16 protein-coding genes and 1 tRNA gene are annotated in these 17,218 nt (G+C 60.8%); 15 read left to right on the forward strand and 2 right to left on the reverse strand.

Annotated elements, in window-relative coordinates:
- The 14 genes from NKH67_RS23165 to glpK all read left to right on the forward strand — a co-directional run bounded on the left by NKH67_RS23165 (position 1) and on the right by glpK (position 16,030).
- Positions 1-1,413 carry a circularly permuted type 2 ATP-grasp protein gene (locus NKH67_RS23165; protein WP_023674884.1) on the forward strand — a complete coding sequence of 471 codons (1,413 nt, stop codon included), beginning with the start codon at positions 1-3 and terminating at the stop codon, positions 1,411-1,413.
- A gap of 171 nt (positions 1,414-1,584) precedes the next feature.
- Positions 1,585-2,526 carry an alpha-E domain-containing protein gene (locus tag NKH67_RS23170; protein WP_023674885.1) on the forward strand — a complete coding sequence of 314 codons (942 nt, stop codon included), beginning with the start codon at positions 1,585-1,587 and terminating at the stop codon, positions 2,524-2,526.
- Positions 2,527-2,587: 61 nt separating this feature from the next.
- Positions 2,588-3,382, forward strand: coding sequence for a transglutaminase family protein (locus NKH67_RS23175; RefSeq protein ID WP_352502506.1), 795 nt, complete (start codon positions 2,588-2,590; stop codon positions 3,380-3,382).
- Positions 3,383-3,413: 31 nt separating this feature from the next.
- On the forward strand, positions 3,414-4,145 hold the full coding sequence (locus NKH67_RS23180; protein WP_254817354.1) for a proteasome-type protease: 732 nt from the start codon (positions 3,414-3,416) through the stop codon (positions 4,143-4,145).
- Between the two features lie 58 nt (positions 4,146-4,203).
- Positions 4,204-5,616 carry a pyridoxal phosphate-dependent decarboxylase family protein gene (locus NKH67_RS23185; protein ID WP_352502507.1) on the forward strand — a complete coding sequence of 471 codons (1,413 nt, stop codon included), beginning with the start codon at positions 4,204-4,206 and terminating at the stop codon, positions 5,614-5,616.
- 129 nt (positions 5,617-5,745) lie between these two features.
- Positions 5,746-6,513, forward strand: coding sequence for a DeoR/GlpR family DNA-binding transcription regulator (locus tag NKH67_RS23190; RefSeq protein ID WP_023674889.1), 768 nt, complete (start codon positions 5,746-5,748; stop codon positions 6,511-6,513).
- Between the two features lie 125 nt (positions 6,514-6,638).
- Positions 6,639-8,165, forward strand: a complete 1,527-nt coding sequence (gene glpD, locus NKH67_RS23195) for a glycerol-3-phosphate dehydrogenase (RefSeq protein WP_023674890.1) — start codon at positions 6,639-6,641, stop codon at positions 8,163-8,165.
- Between the two features lie 39 nt (positions 8,166-8,204).
- Positions 8,205-9,284 carry an ABC transporter ATP-binding protein gene (locus NKH67_RS23200; RefSeq protein WP_352502508.1) on the forward strand — a complete coding sequence of 360 codons (1,080 nt, stop codon included), beginning with the start codon at positions 8,205-8,207 and terminating at the stop codon, positions 9,282-9,284.
- Positions 9,285-9,293: 9 nt separating this feature from the next.
- Entirely contained in the window at positions 9,294-10,361 is a 1,068-nt protein-coding gene (locus NKH67_RS23205) for an ABC transporter ATP-binding protein (protein ID WP_352502509.1), read from the forward strand.
- A gap of 1 nt (position 10,362) precedes the next feature.
- Positions 10,363-11,229 (forward strand): carbohydrate ABC transporter permease, encoded by an 867-nt coding sequence (locus NKH67_RS23210; RefSeq protein ID WP_352502510.1) that lies wholly within the window; start codon positions 10,363-10,365, stop codon positions 11,227-11,229.
- A 1-nt stretch (position 11,230) separates the two neighbouring features.
- Positions 11,231-12,145: a carbohydrate ABC transporter permease gene (locus NKH67_RS23215; protein WP_352448784.1), complete on the forward strand. Its 915-nt coding sequence runs from the start codon at positions 11,231-11,233 to the stop codon at positions 12,143-12,145.
- A 173-nt stretch (positions 12,146-12,318) separates the two neighbouring features.
- Entirely contained in the window at positions 12,319-12,585 is a 267-nt protein-coding gene (locus tag NKH67_RS23220; protein WP_352471796.1) for a DUF2160 domain-containing protein, read from the forward strand.
- 78 nt (positions 12,586-12,663) lie between these two features.
- A complete protein-coding gene (locus NKH67_RS23225; RefSeq protein ID WP_352471681.1) occupies positions 12,664-14,391 on the forward strand; it encodes an ABC transporter substrate-binding protein in 1,728 nt (575 codons plus the stop codon).
- A gap of 145 nt (positions 14,392-14,536) precedes the next feature.
- Entirely contained in the window at positions 14,537-16,030 is a 1,494-nt protein-coding gene (glpK, locus tag NKH67_RS23230) for a glycerol kinase GlpK (RefSeq protein WP_352502511.1), read from the forward strand.
- A gap of 78 nt (positions 16,031-16,108) precedes the next feature.
- Here the strand turns inward: glpK and NKH67_RS23235 are convergent, their stop codons facing one another.
- A complete protein-coding gene (locus NKH67_RS23235; protein WP_352502512.1) occupies positions 16,109-16,582 on the reverse strand; it encodes a BA14K family protein in 474 nt (157 codons plus the stop codon).
- Positions 16,583-16,890: 308 nt separating this feature from the next.
- Here NKH67_RS23235 and NKH67_RS23240 point away from each other — a divergent pair.
- A tRNA-Lys gene (locus tag NKH67_RS23240) sits at positions 16,891-16,966 on the forward strand.
- A gap of 44 nt (positions 16,967-17,010) precedes the next feature.
- On the opposite strand, the gene NKH67_RS23245 is transcribed toward NKH67_RS23240, so the two are convergent.
- A partial coding sequence (locus NKH67_RS23245; RefSeq protein WP_502893796.1) for a transposase occupies positions 17,011-17,218 on the reverse strand: 208 nt, incomplete at its 5' end.

Here is a 17,218-nt window from a genome sequence, read left to right on the forward strand (position 1 = left end):
TTGGCAGCGTTCGATGAAATGCTTCCGGAAGTTTCCGGGCTGAGAAAACCGTATTCGGCTTACGATCGCTGGCTGAAGGAACAGGACCCGGCCAGACTTACCGAGAAGATGCAGGACGCCGAACGCGTCTTTCGCAAGACAGGCATCACTTTCGCCGTCTACGGCGAGCAGGAAGCATCGGAGCGGCTGATACCCTTCGATATCGTTCCGCGCATCATTTCGGGCAATGAATGGCGACGGCTGACGCAAGGCATCGAGCAGCGCGTCCAGGCGCTGAACGCCTTTCTCGACGACATCTACCATCGCCAGGAGATCTTACGCGCCGGCCGGGTGCCGAAGGAGTTGATCGCCAAGAACGAGGCGTTCCTGCCCGAGATGATCGGGGTGCGGCCGCCGGCCGGCGTCTATACCCACATCATCGGCGTCGACATCGTACGCATCAGCGAGAACGAGTTCTACGTGCTGGAGGACAACGCGCGCACGCCGTCCGGCGTCTCCTACATGCTGGAGAACCGCGAGACGATGATGCAGCTCTTTCCCGAGCTGTTCCAGCAGATCAAGGTGCGGCCGGTTGAGAATTACCCGCAGCTCTTGCGCCAGTCGCTGGCGGCAGTGCGGCCGCAAAGCACCAAGGGCGCGCCGACCATTGCCGTGCTGACGCCGGGCAGCTTCAACTCGGCCTATTTCGAACATGCTTTCCTTGCCGACCAGATGGGCGTGCAGCTTGTCGAGGGGCAGGATCTGCGCGTCGTCGATGGCCATGTCGCGATGCGCACCACCGAGGGCTACAAGCAGATCGACGTACTTTACCGGCGTGTCGACGACTCGTTCCTCGATCCGCTGACCTTCCGCCCCGACTCGGCACTTGGCGTGCCGGGCATTATGGACGTCTATCGCGCCGGCAACATCACGATCGCCAATGCGCCGGGAACCGGCATCGCCGACGACAAGGCGATTTATTCGTACATGCCCGAGATCGTCGAATTCTACACCGGCCGCAAGGCGATGCTCGGCAACATCCCGACCTGGCGCTGCTCGGAGCCGGACAGCCTGAAATACGTGCTCGAGCACATCGATGAATTGGTTATCAAGGAGGTCCACGGGTCCGGCGGTTACGGCATGCTGGTCGGTCCGGCGGCGACCAAGAAGGAATGCGAAGAGTTCTCCAAAAAGCTCGCGGCAAAACCGTCGAACTACATCGCCCAGCCGACGCTGGCGCTGTCGACCTGCCCGATCCTGACGGACAAGGGGCTGGCGCCGCGCCATGTCGATCTGCGCCCCTATGTGCTGGTTTCCGACCGTATCCAGATCGTGCCCGGCGGGCTGACCCGAGTAGCGCTCAAGGAAGGCTCGCTGGTCGTCAATTCCTCGCAAGGCGGGGGCACGAAGGATACGTGGGTGTTGGATGATTAGAGTGAAAGTAGTGAATAGTGAATAGTGAATAGTGAATAGTGAATAGGTAAGGATGTGGGTCGTTGATGTTGGTGAAATGCCCTGAAGTGAAGCGCGCGGAATCGTGCCCTGGAATCCGGATAGTCACCATTCACCATTCACCTTTCACTATTCACCACAGGACCGCCTGACATGCTTCTCGGCCGCACCGCCAACGGGCTCTACTGGATGAACCGCTACATCGAGCGGGCGGAAAACATGGCGCGGCTGGTGGATGCCGGCTTGCGCATGGCGCTGACTCGTACTCAGAACGCTTCGGAGGAGTGGAATTCGGTGCTGCTCAGCGCCGGTTCGGACGCCAGCTTCACGCAGAAATATTCCGACTACACCGCCGCCAATGTCGCCGACTATCTGCTGCGCGACACATCGAACCCGTCGAGCACGATGTCGTCTATCGAAACGGCCCGTAACAATGCCCGCATGGTGCGTACCGCACTGACGCGTGAAACCTGGGAAAGCATCAACGAAGCCTGGATGTCGCTGAAGCGGATGCTGGCCAAGCCGATCGACGAGCGCGACCTGCCCAACGCGCTCGACGCAATCAAGCGCGAGACGGCGCTGATCCGCGGCTCGTTCTACGGCACGATGCTGCGCAACGAAATTTTCGATTTTTCGCAGCTCGGCACTTATGTCGAACGCGCCGACAACACCGCGCGCATCCTGGATGTGAAATACTACGTGCTGTTGCCGTCGATCTCCTGGGTCGGCTCGACGCTCGACAACTACCAATGGGAATCGATCCTGCGCTCGGTGTCGGCGCACCGTTCCTATCGCTGGGTCTATGATGCCGACTACAAGCCGAGCAACATCGCCGATTATCTGATCCTCAACGTCCGCATGCCGCGCTCGCTGACCTTTTGCTACCGCTTCCTGACGGAGCATCTCAAATTCCTGGGTGACGACTATGGGGAGCGCCACGCCTGCCATGCGACGGCTGCCAAGACCCAGGCCATGCTGACGGCCGGGTCGATCAAGGATATTTTCGACGCCGGCCTGCACGAATTCCTGGCCAATTTCATCCGCGACAACACCAGGCTCGGCGACGAGATCGCGCAGGATTACAGGTTCTATTGAGCATGACCCCAAAAAGCGGAGACCGGTTTTCGGAAAAGCTCATGCTCCAGGGACGAGTGCGATGCGGCTGAAGATCACCCACCTGACGGAATACCGCTACGATGCGCCGGTGCATTATCTGTTGCAGCGTTTGCGGCTGCTCCCGGTGAACGGGCGCACCCAGACGGTGCTGTCCTGGGCGCTGAGGATCGAAGGCGCACGCGAGGAAGTGCGCTTCACCGACCATTTCGGCAATGATACCCGGCTGTTGAGCGTCGAGGGCGAGCGCGACTTCATCACCGTCGAAGCAGCCGGCGAAGTGGTGACGCGCGACACCGCTGGCGTCTGCGGACCGCACCAGGGTTTCGCGCCGCTCTGGCTGTTCGGCCAGGAAACGCCGCTGACGACGATCGGAAGCGGCATTCGCGAGCTTGCTGCCTCGGTCGGCAAGGGTACCGACATCGAAAGGCTGCACCGGTTGATGGCGGTGATCGGCGAGCGCGTCGCTTATACGCCGGACACCACCAACGTGACGACGCCGGCCGAAGAGGCCTTGGCGCTCAAGACCGGCGTTTGCCAGGACCACAGCCACATCTTCGTTGCCGCGGCGCGTGCCATGGATTTTCCGGCCCGCTATATCAGCGGCTACCTGATGATGGATGCGGCCATCGAGCAGGCGGCAAGCCACGCCTGGGCCGAGGCGCATATCTCGGGCCTCGGCTGGGTCGCCTTCGATGTCGCCAACGGCATTTCTCCGGACGAGCGTTATGTGAAGGTGGCGACCGGCCGCGATTATCGCGACGCCACGCCGGTATCTGGAATTCGGCTGGGACAGGCGGAAGAACAGCTTGCGGTCACCGTCACCGTGGAGCAGTAATCCCCGGCAAGATTGTTGCCAAAGAGATTCGATGACCTATTGCGTCGGCCTGAAGATCGATCGCGGGCTCGTGTTCATGTCGGACACGCGCACCAACGCCGGCATGGATTCGATCTCGACCTTCAGGAAGATGCATGTCTGGGAAGAGCCGGGCGAGCGCGTCATCGTTTTGATGTCGGCCGGCAATCTGGCGACGACGCAGGCCGTGGTCAGCCTGCTCGACGAACGCACCAAGGCAGTGGCGGAGCGCCGTGCCACACTGCTCGAAACGCCCTCCATGTACCAGACAGTCCGGTTGGTCGGAGACACCGTCAAGGAGGTCATCGCCAGTTCGTCGCCGGCGGGCGAAAAGGCGGATTCCTACTTCAACGCCTCCTTCATCCTCGGCGGTCAGATCAAGGGCAGCGCGCCGCGCCTGTTCATGATCTATCCGGAAGGCAATTTCATCGAATCCACCGACGACACGCCGTTCTTCCAGATCGGTGAGACCAAATACGGCAAGCCGATCATTATCCGTGCGTATGAAAGGACCATGAGTTTCGCCGAGACGGTGAAGTTGCTGCTGGTGTCGTTCGACTCGACGCTGAAGTCGAACCTGTCGGTCGGCCTGCCGCTCGACCTGCTGTTCTATGAAAAGGACACTTTCAAGGTCGGCCTCAAAAAGCGAATAACCCAGGACGATCAATATTATCGTACGATCTCGGATAGCTGGTCGAACGCGCTGAAGACCGCCTTTGCCAGTCTGCCTGATTTTCCCGAATGAAAACCTTCGTTTTTCGTGCTCTTTGATCGCGGCTCGATGAGGCGCTACGGAGGCGAAGATGAATAGCAACGAATTCCGCGAATGGTCGCTGCGAGCGGCTGAATGGGGCGTCGACTACAGAAACGGCCTTCGCGAAACACCGGTGCGGCCGCTTGTCGAGCCGGGCGAAATCTTCAAAAGCATCGATGCCGCGCCGCCGGAAGACAGCGAAACGATGCAGGCAATCTTCGCCGATTTCGAACAAAAGATCTTGCCGGGCATGACGCACTGGCAGCATCCGCGTTTCTTCGCCTATTTCCCGGCTAACGCGGCACCGGTCTCCGTCGTGGCCGAGTATCTGGTTTCCGCGATGGCCGCGCAATGCATGCTCTGGCAGACCTCGCCGGCGGCAACCGAGCTCGAGACGCGTGTCGTCGACTGGATGCGGCAGGCGCTTGGTTTGCCGGAGGGATTTTCCGGCGTCATGCAGGATTCGGCTTCATCGGCGACGCTTGCCGCCGTGCTGACAATGCGCGAGCGCGCGCTCGACTGGCAAGGCAACAAGAACGGCTTGCAAGGGCAGCCGGTCGTGCGGATCTATTCTTCCGACCAGGTCCATACTTCTATCGACCGGGCGATCTGGGTGTCGGGCATCGGCGAGGCGAACCTCGTGCGCATTCCGGTCGCCGGACGCTTCCGCGCCATGCAGACGGCGGCTCTGGAAGCCGCGATCGTTACCGACCGCGAAAACGGCATGCTGCCGGCGGGCATCATCGCCAGCGTCGGCGGCACAAGTACCGGCGGCACCGACAATGTGGCGGCTGTTGCCGAGGTGGCGAAGCGGCACGGGCTCTACCTGCATGTCGATGCCGCATGGGCCGGCTCCGCCATGATCTGCCACGAGTTCCGGCATTTCTGGACCGGCGCCGAAAATGCCGATTCCATCGTCTTCAACCCGCATAAATGGTTGGGGGCACAGTTCGATTGCTCGATGCAGTTCATCCGCCAGCCGGAAGACCTGGTCCGCACGCTGGCGATCAAGCCCGAATTCCTGAAAACGCATGGCCGCGACGGGGTCATCAACTACTCCGAATGGTCGGTGCCGCTCGGACGGAGGTTCCGCGCTCTGAAACTTTGGTTCCTGCTGCGTGCGCATGGCTTGGAAAATCTGCGGAACATGATCCGCAACCATGTTGCCTGGAGCGAGAGCCTCGCCGCGCGGCTGGCTCGGGAACCGGATTTCGAGATCGTCACGGAACCGATGCTGTCGCTATTCTCATTCCGCCATCTCGCGGCTGCGGCCATCGACTCTGACGAGCACAATTTGCGGTTGGTCAGCGCGATCAACGATGACGGCCGCATTTACCTGACGCAGACCCGGGTGGACGGGCAGGTGGCGATCCGCTTTCAGGTCGGGCAGTTCGAAACGACTGCGGCGGACGTCGATACTGCGTTCGAGGTCATCACTGAGATCGCGCGTGGGCTGAGTTGATAGCCTCGTCGAGATCGCGCCGGAGCTTTTCTCGCTGCAGTCGTCCGATTTTCATTAGCCGGCCCATACCTGTTCATGGCTTTCGTTTTCAGCTATAGACGAGAAAAACGAAAATGAGAGGGTTGCTAGATGTATCTGTCGCCGCGTCATTCCGAAATCATCCAGATGGCCAAGGACCATGGCCGCGTACTGGTCGAGGAGCTGGCGACGCATTTCAACGTGACGCCGCAGACGATCCGCAAGGATCTCAACGATCTCTGCGACCAGCGGCTTTTGTCCCGCATCCATGGCGGGGCATTGTTCCCCTCCGGCATCGAGAACATGGAATATGAGGCTCGGCGCAAGATCGCCGCCGAGGAGAAGGAGGCGATCGGCCGCGCAGCAGCCCGGCTGATCCCCGACAACGCGTCTCTGTTCATCAATATTGGGACAACGACGGAAGCTGTCAGCAAGTCGCTTCTCGATCACAGCGGCCTGATGGTCATCACCAATAACATCAATGTTGCCAACAGGATGCGCATATATCCTTCGATCGAGGTGGTGATCGCCGGCGGTGTCGTGCGCGGTTCCGACGGCGGTGTGGTCGGCGAGGCCGCGGTCGATTTCATCAGGCAGTTCAAGGTCGATTTTGCGGTGATCGGCGCCTCGGCCATCGACCATGACGGCGCACTGCTCGACTTCGATTTTCGCGAGGTGAAGGTGGCTCAGGCGATCATCGCCAACGCCCGACATGTGATCCTGGTGTCGGACCAGACCAAATTCGAGCGCACCGCGCCCGTCCGCATCGGCCATCTGTCGCAGGTCAACACCTTTATCACCGATCGTTGCGACATCCCGTCGGTGCGTAAGATCTGCCAGGAGGCAGAAGTTCAGCTGATCGAAACGTCGCTATCCTAGAGATGCCGTCGCGGCATCTTCCGCCTATCACATTTCGTTTGACATTCGTTATCATTTCGAAATAATTCCCGTACGGTTTCGCAAGAACCCAAAAATGCTGCAATGCGAAATCGAGGGAGGATTCTTTGAGCGCATCACCGATTCATGACATTTTCGTCATCGGTGGCGGCATCAATGGCTGCGGCATCGCCCGCGATGCCGTTGGACGTGGCTTTTCGGTCTTTCTTGCCGAGATGAACGATCTGGCCAGCGGGACCTCTTCCGGCTCGACCAAACTGATCCATGGCGGCTTGCGCTATCTCGAATTCTACGAATTCCGCCTGGTACGCGAAGCGCTGATGGAACGCGAGGTCCTGTGGAGGAACGCGCCGCACATCATCTGGCCGATGCGCTTCGTGCTGCCATACGCCAAGGGGCTGCGTCCGGCCTGGCTGATCCGGCTCGGGCTTTTCCTCTACGACCATATTGGCGGGCGCAAATTGCTGCCGCCGACGAAAACGCTGGACATGGCTAAGGATCCGGCCGGCAAGCCGCTGAAGCCGCTGTTTCGAAAGGCGTTCGAATATTCGGACGGTTGGGTCAACGATGCCCGGCTGGTTGTGTTGAACGCCCGCGACGCTGCCGAACGCGGTGCAACCATTCGAACCCGAACAAAGGTCGTCAGCGCACGCCGCGAAGGCAATCTCTGGACGGTCAGGCTTGAAAATGTGCGGACCGGCGATACCGAGGAGGTCAAGGCGCGGCTGCTGGTCAATGCCGCCGGCCCGTGGGTCGATCAGGTGCTGTCGGCCACCGTCGGCCTGAACGACGTGCACAATGTCCGCCTCGTACAAGGCAGCCACATCGTCGTGGGCAAGAAATTCGACGACCCACGCGCCTATTTCTTTCAGAACAAGGACGGGCGCATCATTTTCGCCATCCCTTACGAGGACGAGTTCACGCTCATCGGCACCACCGACCGTGACTATCCCGGCGATCCGCACAACGTCAGGATCAATGACGCCGAGATCGACTATCTCTGCGCTGCGGCAAGCGAATATTTCGCGCAGCCGGTCAAGCCGTCGGATATCGTCTGGACCTATTCCGCGGTGCGACCGCTCTACGACGATGGCGCCTCAAAGGCGCAGGAAGCCACCCGAGACTATGTGCTGAAGGCCGATGGAGGCGAGGGTGCCGCCCCGATTGTCAACGCCTTTGGCGGCAAGATCACGACCTACCGCCGATTGTCGGAATCGATGCTTGAGAAGATCGAGGGTTTTCTCGGCAAGCGCGGCAAACCATGGACGGCAAACGCACCGCTGCCCGGCGGTGACTTTCCCGTCACCGGCTTCGATGCCGAGGTGGCGAAACTGAAAACGGCGTACCCGTTCCTCGACGCCCGGCTGGCCCGCCGGTTGACCCGGCTCTACGGCACCCGCGCAAGGAAGCTGCTGGGCCTCGCCAAGTCGAACGTCGATCTTGGCCGCAACTTTGGCGCCGATCTCTACGAAGCCGAGGTGCGCTACCTCGTCGAAAACGAATGGGCGATGACTGCCGAGGATGTATTGTGGCGCCGGACCAAGCGCGGCCTGCGTCTCAGCCGTGAGCAGGCGGCAGTGCTCGACGAGTTCATGCGCGGAATAAGCCGGCAGCACGTAGCGGCTGCCGAATAGGAACGGCCGACTGATGCAGAAAGCCTGGGAGGAGGCATCATGCTTGAACTGAGAAACGTGACGAAGACGGTGGGTGCGGCGGAACATATCCGCGACGTCTCGCTGACGCTTCAGCACGGCTCGCTCAACGTCCTGCTCGGGCCGACGCTCTCCGGCAAGACCAGCCTGATGCGGCTGATGGCGGGCCTCGACGTGCCGACCTCGGGCTCGGTCTGGTTTGATGGCAAGGATGTCACCGGCATGCCGGTGCAAAAGCGCAACGTCGCCATGGTCTACCAGCAATTCATCAATTATCCGGCGATGACGGTCTACGAAAACATCGCCTCACCGCTGCGGGTGGCCGGCACGGATCAGGCAGCGATCGACAGGGAGGTGCGCAATGCCGCCGCCCTTCTCAAACTAACGCCCTATCTCGACCGGACGCCTCTCAGTCTGTCGGGCGGCCAGCAGCAGCGCACCGCGCTGGCCCGCGCGATCGTCAAGAATGCCAGCCTCGTGCTGCTCGACGAGCCGCTCGCCAATCTCGACTACAAGCTGCGCGAAGAATTACGCGCGGAACTGCCGAAAGTCTTCGCGGCCGCCGGTACAATCTTTGTTTATGCCACGACCGAGCCGCACGAAGCCTTGCTGCTCGGCGGCAACACGGCGACGCTTTCCGAAGGCAGCATCACCCAGTTCGGGCCGACCATCGAAGTGTTCCGCAAACCGGTTGATCTGGTGACGGCGAGAACCTTCGCCGATCCGCCGCTCAACACCATCGTGCTTGCCAAGAAGGGTCTGGATTTCCTGCTCGAGGGCGGCGTGAAATTGCCGGTGCCGGCGGAACTCTTCGGCATTGCCGATGCGATCTATACGATCGGCTTCCAGCCGCATCATCTGTCCCTCGATCGGCCCAACGCCGCCGCAGTGCCGGTGCGCGCAAAGGTGACGATCACCGAGATCACCGGATCGGAAAGCTTCGTCCATCTCGATTTTGCCGATGCGCGCTGGGTCATGCTGACCCATGGCATTCGCGACTTCGAGCCGGACGAGGAGGTCGAGGTGTTCATCGACCCGCGCCACATCATGGTCTTCGACGAGCACGGCCGTGCCGTGGCCGCGCCGAAGCTGGCGGCCTAGGAGGAAGCGATGGCGCGCATCGATGTTAATCATATCCGCCACTCCTATCTGCAGAACCCGCGCACGGATGCCGATTTCGCGCTGAAGGAAGTGCACCACACCTTCGAGGATGGCGGCGCTTATGCGCTGCTCGGCCCATCCGGCTGCGGCAAGACCACGCTGCTCAACATCATTTCGGGATTGCTGCATCCCTCGCATGGCCAGCTGCTGTTCAACGGCAGGGACGTGACCAATCTGTCGACCCAAGAGCGCAACATCGCCCAGGTCTTCCAGTTCCCGGTGATCTACGACACGATGACCGTCTACGACAATCTGGCGTTCCCGCTGCGCAATCGCGGCGTGCCGGAGGCCGACGTCGACCGCAAGGTGCGCGAGACGCTGGAGATGACCGGGCTGGCCGATATGGCCGAACGAAAGGCGCGCGGACTGACCGCCGACCAGAAGCAGAAAATCTCGCTCGGACGCGGGCTGGTGCGCTCCGACGTCAATGCCATCCTGTTCGACGAGCCTTTGACAGTCATCGACCCGCATATGAAATGGGTGCTGCGCTCGCAGTTGAAGCAGCTTCACCGCCGCTTCGGCTACACCATGGTCTATGTCACGCACGACCAGACCGAGGCGTTGACCTTCGCCGACAGGGTGGTCGTCATGTATGACGGCGAAATCGTGCAGATCGGCACACCGGCAGAGCTGTTCGAGCACCCGCGCCACACCTTTGTCGGCTATTTCATCGGCTCGCCCGGCATGAATGTCATGCCGGTGGCGATCGACGGCAAGACAGCGAAGCTGGGCTCGCAGCAGATCGAACTGCCGGGCGTGCCCAAGGCGGGCGGCGGCGCCATCGAACTCGGCATCCGTCCCGAATATGTGCGCCTAGGCAGCCAGGGCATGGCCGTCCGGATCAGCAAGGTCGAGGACGTCGGCCGCCACAAGGTGGTCCGTGCCAATCTTGAAGGGCGCGAGATCGCCGCCGTCATCGGCGAGGACGAGACAGTTCCGGCTGATCCGAAGGTGCGGTTCGACCCGGCCGGCATCAACATCTATGCCAATTCCTGGCGCGTCGAGATGGGAGCCTGAAGTGGAAAAGACCTGGAACAACAGAGCCTGGTTCCTGGTGCTGCCGGTGCTGCTGCTGGTGGCGTTCTCGGCGGTCATACCGCTGATGACGGTCGTCAATTATTCGGTGCAGGACACTTTCGGCAATAACGTCTTCTTCTGGGCCGGCACGGAATGGTTCGAGGAACTGCTTTCCTCCAGCCGCTTCTGGCAGGCGATGATCCGCAACCTTGTCTTCTCCTTCATCATCCTGGCGATCGAAGTGCCGCTCGGCATCTTCATTGCGCTCAATATGCCGAAGAAGGGTTGGGGCGTGCCTGTTTGCCTTGTTTTGATGGCGTTGCCGCTGCTGATCCCGTGGAACGTCGTCGGCACCATCTGGCAGGTGTTCGGGCGCAACGACATTGGCCTGCTCGGTTATTACATCAACGCGCTCGGCATCGACTATAATTATGTGCAAGACCCATACGACGCCTGGGTCACGGTCATCATCATGGACGTCTGGCATTGGACCAGCCTCGTCGTTCTGCTCTGCTACGCCGGCCTGGTCTCGATCCCGGATGCCTTTTATCAGGCGGCCAAGATCGACGGTGCCTCGCGCTGGGCGGTGTTCCGCTACATCCAGCTGCCGAAGATGAACCGCGTGCTGCTGATCGCCGTGCTGCTGCGCTTCATGGATAGCTTCATGATCTACACCGAACCGTTCGTGGTGACCGGCGGCGGACCCGGCAACTCGACGACCTTTCTTTCGATCGATCTCGTCAAGACCGCGCTCGGCCAGTTCGACCTCGGCCCGGCGGCGGCGATGTCGCTGGTCTACTTCCTTATCGTCCTGTTGTTGTCATGGGTGTTCTACACCGTGATGACCAATTACGACGCGGAGCGCTGAGATGAGCCGCACCGAAGAGAGAGCCGATAGGGTGAGCGAGACGACAGCTTCGGAAGGGCTCGCCAGCACGCTACGGCAGGACGAGATCGCACGGCTGATGCGCCGTCGCGGCGAGGAGTCGCGTTGGTGGTGGATCGTGCCGACGCTCTACATCATCGTTCTGCTTTTGCCGATCTACTGGCTCATCAATATGAGCTTCAAGACCAATGGCGAGATCGTCTCGTCGCTGACGCTCTACCCGCACGCACCGACATTGGCGAATTACCGCACCATCTTCACCGACGCGTCCTGGTATTCGGGCTACATCAACTCGATCACCTATGTGGTTATGAACATGGTGATTTCGGTGGCTGCGGCACTGCCTGCTGCCTATGCCTTTTCGCGCTATCGCTTCCTCGGCGACAAGCATCTGTTCTTCTGGCTGCTGACCAACCGCATGGCGCCGCCGGCGGTGTTCGCGCTGCCATTCTTCCAGCTTTATTCGGCCTTCGGCCTTATCGACACCCACATCGCCGTGGCTCTGGCGCATTGCCTGTTCAACGTGCCGCTGGCGGTGTGGATCCTCGAAGGCTTCATGTCGGGCGTGCCCAAGGAGATCGACGAGACCGCCTATATCGACGGCTATTCGTTCCCGCGCTTCTTCATCAAGATCTTCATGCCGTTGATTGCGAGCGGCATCGGCGTGGCGTGCTTCTTCTGCTTCATGTTCTCGTGGGTGGAGCTCTTGATCGCCCGTACGCTGACGACAACCGATGCCAAGCCGATCGCCGCGACCATGACCCGCACCGTTTCGGCCGCCGGCATGGATTGGGGGCTGCTCGCCGCCGCCGGCGTGCTGACGCTGATTCCCGGCGCGCTCGTCATCTGGTTCGTGCGCAACTACATCGCCAAGGGCTTTGCCCTGGGGAGGGTATGATGGAGCAGGTCGACAGAAGCCCATGGTGGTGGGCCGTGCTGCTTCTCGCCCTGGTCGTCGTGGCCTGGGTGGCACTTCAAATCGATTTCGTGGCAATAACGGTAGGCTTCAGCGATCCGGCTAATATCCGCCTGTGGGGATTTAACCTCTCGTCCAACCTCGATTTTTCGTGGATGGCCTGGACGTGGCCGACCGCGGCCTTCTTTGGAACCATCTTTCTGCTGCTTTGCGGCATGGCGTTGTGGGAATACGTCTCGCCGGGCGGCAATCCGCGCGTCGGCGTGCTGCGGTTCGAAACGACGCGTGGCGACCGCCTGTTCCTGTCGCTGCTTGGCAGCGCCTTTATCCATCTCGCTTGGCTGGGTCTAGTCGGACCCAATCTGTGGTGGGCTCTCGCTCTCTCCGTGGTCTACGCCGTCGGCGTGTTCCGCTACGTATAGAGGGGGAAACTGTTGGAACGGCGGCGTGCCGGCCGCCGATCCAGATCGCACTTTGAACTTTAACAGTGGAGGAAATACATGCGACGGCAATTCTTGACATCAACAACTGCGCTTGTCCTATTGCTCGGGGCAAGCAATGCCTATGCCGGAATGGACGAGGCCAAGGCCTTCCTCGATAAGGAAATCGGGCCCCTTTCGACGCTTTCGCGCGCCGACCAGGAAGCCGAGATGCAATGGTTCATCGATGCCGCGAAACCTTTCGCCGGCATGGATATCAAGGTGGTTTCCGAAACCATCGCCACGCATCAGTATGAATCGCAGGTGCTGGCGCCGGCCTTTACGGCCATCACCGGCATCAAGGTTACGCATGACGTCATCCAGGAAGGCGACGTCGTCGAGAAGATCCAGACCCAGATGCAGACCGGCCAGAACCTCTATGACGGCTGGGTCAACGATTCCGATCTGATCGGCACGCACTGGCGCTACCAGCAGGTGCGCAACCTGACCGACTGGATGGCAGGCGACGGCAAGGATGTCACCAACCCGAATCTCGACCTGAAGGATTTCATCGGCACTTCGTTCACCACCGCGCCCGACAAGAAACTCTACCAACTTCCCGACCAGCAGTTCGCCAACCTCTACTGGTTCCGTTACGACTGGTTCAACGACGAGAAGAACAAGGCGGACTTCAAGGCCAAATACGGCTACGACCTCGGCGTGCCGGTCAATTGGTCGGCCTATGAGGACATCGCCGAGTTCTTCACCGGGCGTGAGATCGATGGCAAGAAGGTCTACGGCCATATGGATTATGGCAAGAAGGACCCGTCGCTCGGCTGGCGGTTCACCGACGCCTGGCTGTCGATGGCCGGCAATGGCGACAAGGGCATTCCGAACGGTCTGCCCGTCGACGAATGGGGCATCAAGGTCGACGAGAATTCGCGTCCGGTCGGTTCCTGCACGGCGCGCGGCGGCGACACCAATGGTCCGGCTTCCGTCTATGCCATCCAGAAGTACCTCGATTGGCTGAAGGCCTATGCACCGGCGGAAGCCCAAGGCATGACCTTCTCCGAATCGGGGCCAGTTCCGGCGCAGGGCGCGGTTGCCCAGCAGATCTTCTGGTACACCGCCTTCACGGCCAGCATGGTCGACGCCAGCGCCAAGGCGGTGCTGAACGACGACGGCACGCCGAAGTGGCGCATGGCGCCGTCGCCGCATGGCGTCTACTGGAAGGACGGCATGAAGCTCGGCTATCAGGACGTCGGTTCCTGGACGCTGATGAAGTCGACGCCGACCGACCGCGCCAAGGCCGCCTGGCTCTACGCGCAGTTCGTCACCTCGAAGACGGTCGACGTGAAGAAGAGCCATGTCGGCCTGACCTTCATCCGCGAGAGCACGATCCACGACAAGAGCTTCACCGAACGTGCGCCAAAGCTCGGCGGCCTGATCGAGTTCTACCGCTCGCCGGCGCGCGTCCAGTGGTCGCCGACCGGCACCAACGTGCCGGACTATCCGAAGCTGGCACAGCTCTGGTGGCAGGCGATCGGCGATGCTTCGTCGGGCGCCAAGAGCGCGCAGGAAGCGATGGACTCGCTCTGCGCCGAGCAGGAAAAGGTGATGAGCCGCATCGAGAAGTCGGGCGTCCAGGGCGATATTGGCCCGAAGATGGCCGAAGAGCATGACCTCGCCTACTGGAATGCGGACGCGGTCAAGAAGGGCAATCTCGCTCCTCAGCTCAAGATCGAGAACGAGAAGGAAAAGCCGGTCACCATCAACTACGACGAGCTGGTGAAGAGCTGGCAGCAATAGGGCCGTTTGATGCGGGCGTCCGCGCCCGCATCGCCATGCTCAGGGGAGGCGGCATGTTGCCGTCTCCCCTGTTTGCGTAAACGGCTCCGCGCCATCTGGCGTCGAGACATCGCAGCACCTTGAATTCGCTTCGACGGGACAGAGAATGACCGGATATATCCTTGCAATCGACCAGGGGACGACATCGAGCCGGGCGATCCTGTTCGACGACAAGATGATGGTCGTCGGCAGCGGGCAAAAGGAATTCACCCAATATTATCCGGCCTCCGGCTGGGTCGAGCACGATCCCGAGGAGATATGGGCAAGCGTCGTGGAAACGGTGAAGGCCGCGCTGAAGACAGCCGGCCGCAACGCAGCGGAAGTCGCCGCGATCGGCATCACCAACCAGCGCGAAACGGTCGTCATCTGGGACAAGGAGACCGGCAAGCCGATCCACAACGCGATTGTCTGGCAAGATCGTCGCACCGCGCCGCTATGCCAGAAACTGAAGAAGCTGGGGCTGGAGAAGAAATTCACGAAAAAGACCGGCCTGCTGCTCGATCCCTATTTCTCCGGCACCAAGATCGCCTGGATGCTGGACAAGGTGAAGGGCGCCAGAAAATGCGCCGAGAAGGGCGAACTGCTGGCCGGCACCATCGACAGTTTTTTGATCTGGCGGCTGACCGGCGGCAAGGTCCACGCCACTGACGCCACCAACGCCTCGCGCACGCTGGTCTACAACATCGAACAAAACGCCTGGGACGACGAGCTGCTGGCCATTCTTGGCATACCTGCAAGAATGCTGCCACAGGTGAAAGATTGTGCCGACGATTTTGGAATCACGGACAAGAGCCTGTTTGGTGCGGAGATCAGAATCCTCGGTGTGGCCGGCGACCAGCATGCGGCGGCAATCGGCCAGGCCTGTTTCGAGCCAGGCATGATGAAGTCGACCTACGGCACCGGTTGCTTTGCGCTGCTCAACACCGGAAGCGATCTGGTGCGTTCTAAGAACCGGCTTTTGACCACCATCGCCTACAGGCTGAACGGCAAGACCACCTATGCGCTGGAGGGCTCGATCTTTATCGCCGGCGCCGCCGTGCAATGGCTGCGGGACGGCATCAAAGTGATCGGCAAGGCCGAGCAGAGCGGCAAATTGGCTGCGGAAGCCGATCCAACGCAGAACGTCTATCTGGTGCCGGCTTTCGTCGGGCTCGGCGCACCGCACTGGGATGCCGAGGCGCGCGGCGCCATCTTCGGGCTAACCCGCAATTCGGGGCCGGCGGAATTTGCCCGCGCGGCACTGGAATCCGTTGCGTTCCAAACGCGCGATCTGCTTGACGCCATGCGCCGGGACTGGAAAGGCGCCTCGGTCAAGACCGTGCTCAGGGTCGATGGCGGCATGGTGGCGTCGGACTGGACGATGCAGCGGCTGGCCGACATTCTCGATGCGCCGGTCGACCGGCCGACAATTCTCGAGACGACAGCACTCGGTGCGGCTTGGCTGGCCGGCTCGAAGGCGGGTGTCTGGCCGAAGGCCGCGGAATTCGCCAGGAGCTGGGCGCTCGAGCGCCGGTTCAAGCCGGACATGGATGCTTCGACACGTGCCGCCAAGCTGGCAGGTTGGCGCCACGCTGTGCGCAGGACGCTAAGTGCGCAATAGGCAGGGATGCCACCGGATTCGCACTAATGAAAAACCCGCGCCGTTGCGGGCGCGGGCTTGCAGCCTCTAATCTGGGACTCAGTAAGGCGACCGGCACTGCCGGCGCGGACCGTAGTTGGGCTGGTAAGTGTTGTCAGAAGCGCGATAGCTCCGATAATGATCATAGCACCACTGCACGTGGGCATCGCCACGATAGACACGATTCTGGTTGACGATTGCGCCGGTAATCAGCGCTCCGGTAGCAAACGCAGCCAGCGGGAACCAGAAGTCGCCGTGACGGCGATAGCCGCGACGATATTCGCGATAGCCGCGATGGCCACGCCAGTACATGCCGTCGTCACGCGCAAAATTGCGACGGAAATCGCGACGCGAGAAATCGCGATTGAAATTCCGGTGCCTCCGCCACGGCTCGTACTGGACGGTCTGGACATTCGAGGTGAGCCCCTCGGCCGGGGGCGCATAGCTGGGCTGAGCGTTGACTGGCACGATCTCCGCGGCAGCGAATGAGATCGAAAGAGTGGTCGCCAGTAGGCCCGACATGATCCTATTCATGGTCTTCTCCTTGAAACGCATGTCCCTTATCGCGGGAAACGGGCAGGCTGCGCAAATTGTTCCGCCAAAAATCCCAAGCTGCTGATCCGCAAAGGTTCTTCCGATTTGCTGCTTGCCTTTGTCGGCATAGAGGGCGAGCTTCGGTCTTGCGCGAGAACGAGGCCGTTCCGTCGACGCCGAAGCGCTCCGCAAGGCATGATGACACTGCAGGACAGTCCGGTTTGCGAGCCGTCTTTTTCCGGTTGACCGGCAGAGGCACTCTCCCTATGTTCCGCGCAATTTCGAGGGCGGCCTTTCTGAGCCCGCGGGAGCGCGTAGCTCAGCCGGTAGAGCAACTGACTTTTAATCAGTAGGTCATGGGTTCGAATCCCATCGCGCTCACCATCAATAAAATTGTCCAACCCGGAGACATGGGTAACAGATTGTACTTAAGACATGGGTGACAACCTCGTGCCGAACGGGTTGTCGATGGTCTGCAAGGTCCTCTGTTCCAAGTCGATATAACCGAGATCGTAATGCATGAAGCTGACGAGCCAAATGCCGTCGTCGATCTCCTTGATTCCCAGCCTCTGACCGGCGAGCACGGTCGAGACGTTGATCTTCTTCCTGTGCATGCAGATGCGGCCGCAAGCGGTA

It is taken from the genome of Mesorhizobium sp. M0968 (genome assembly GCF_040319065.1).
In the GTDB taxonomy this organism is placed as follows: Bacteria; Pseudomonadota; Alphaproteobacteria; order Rhizobiales; family Rhizobiaceae; genus Mesorhizobium.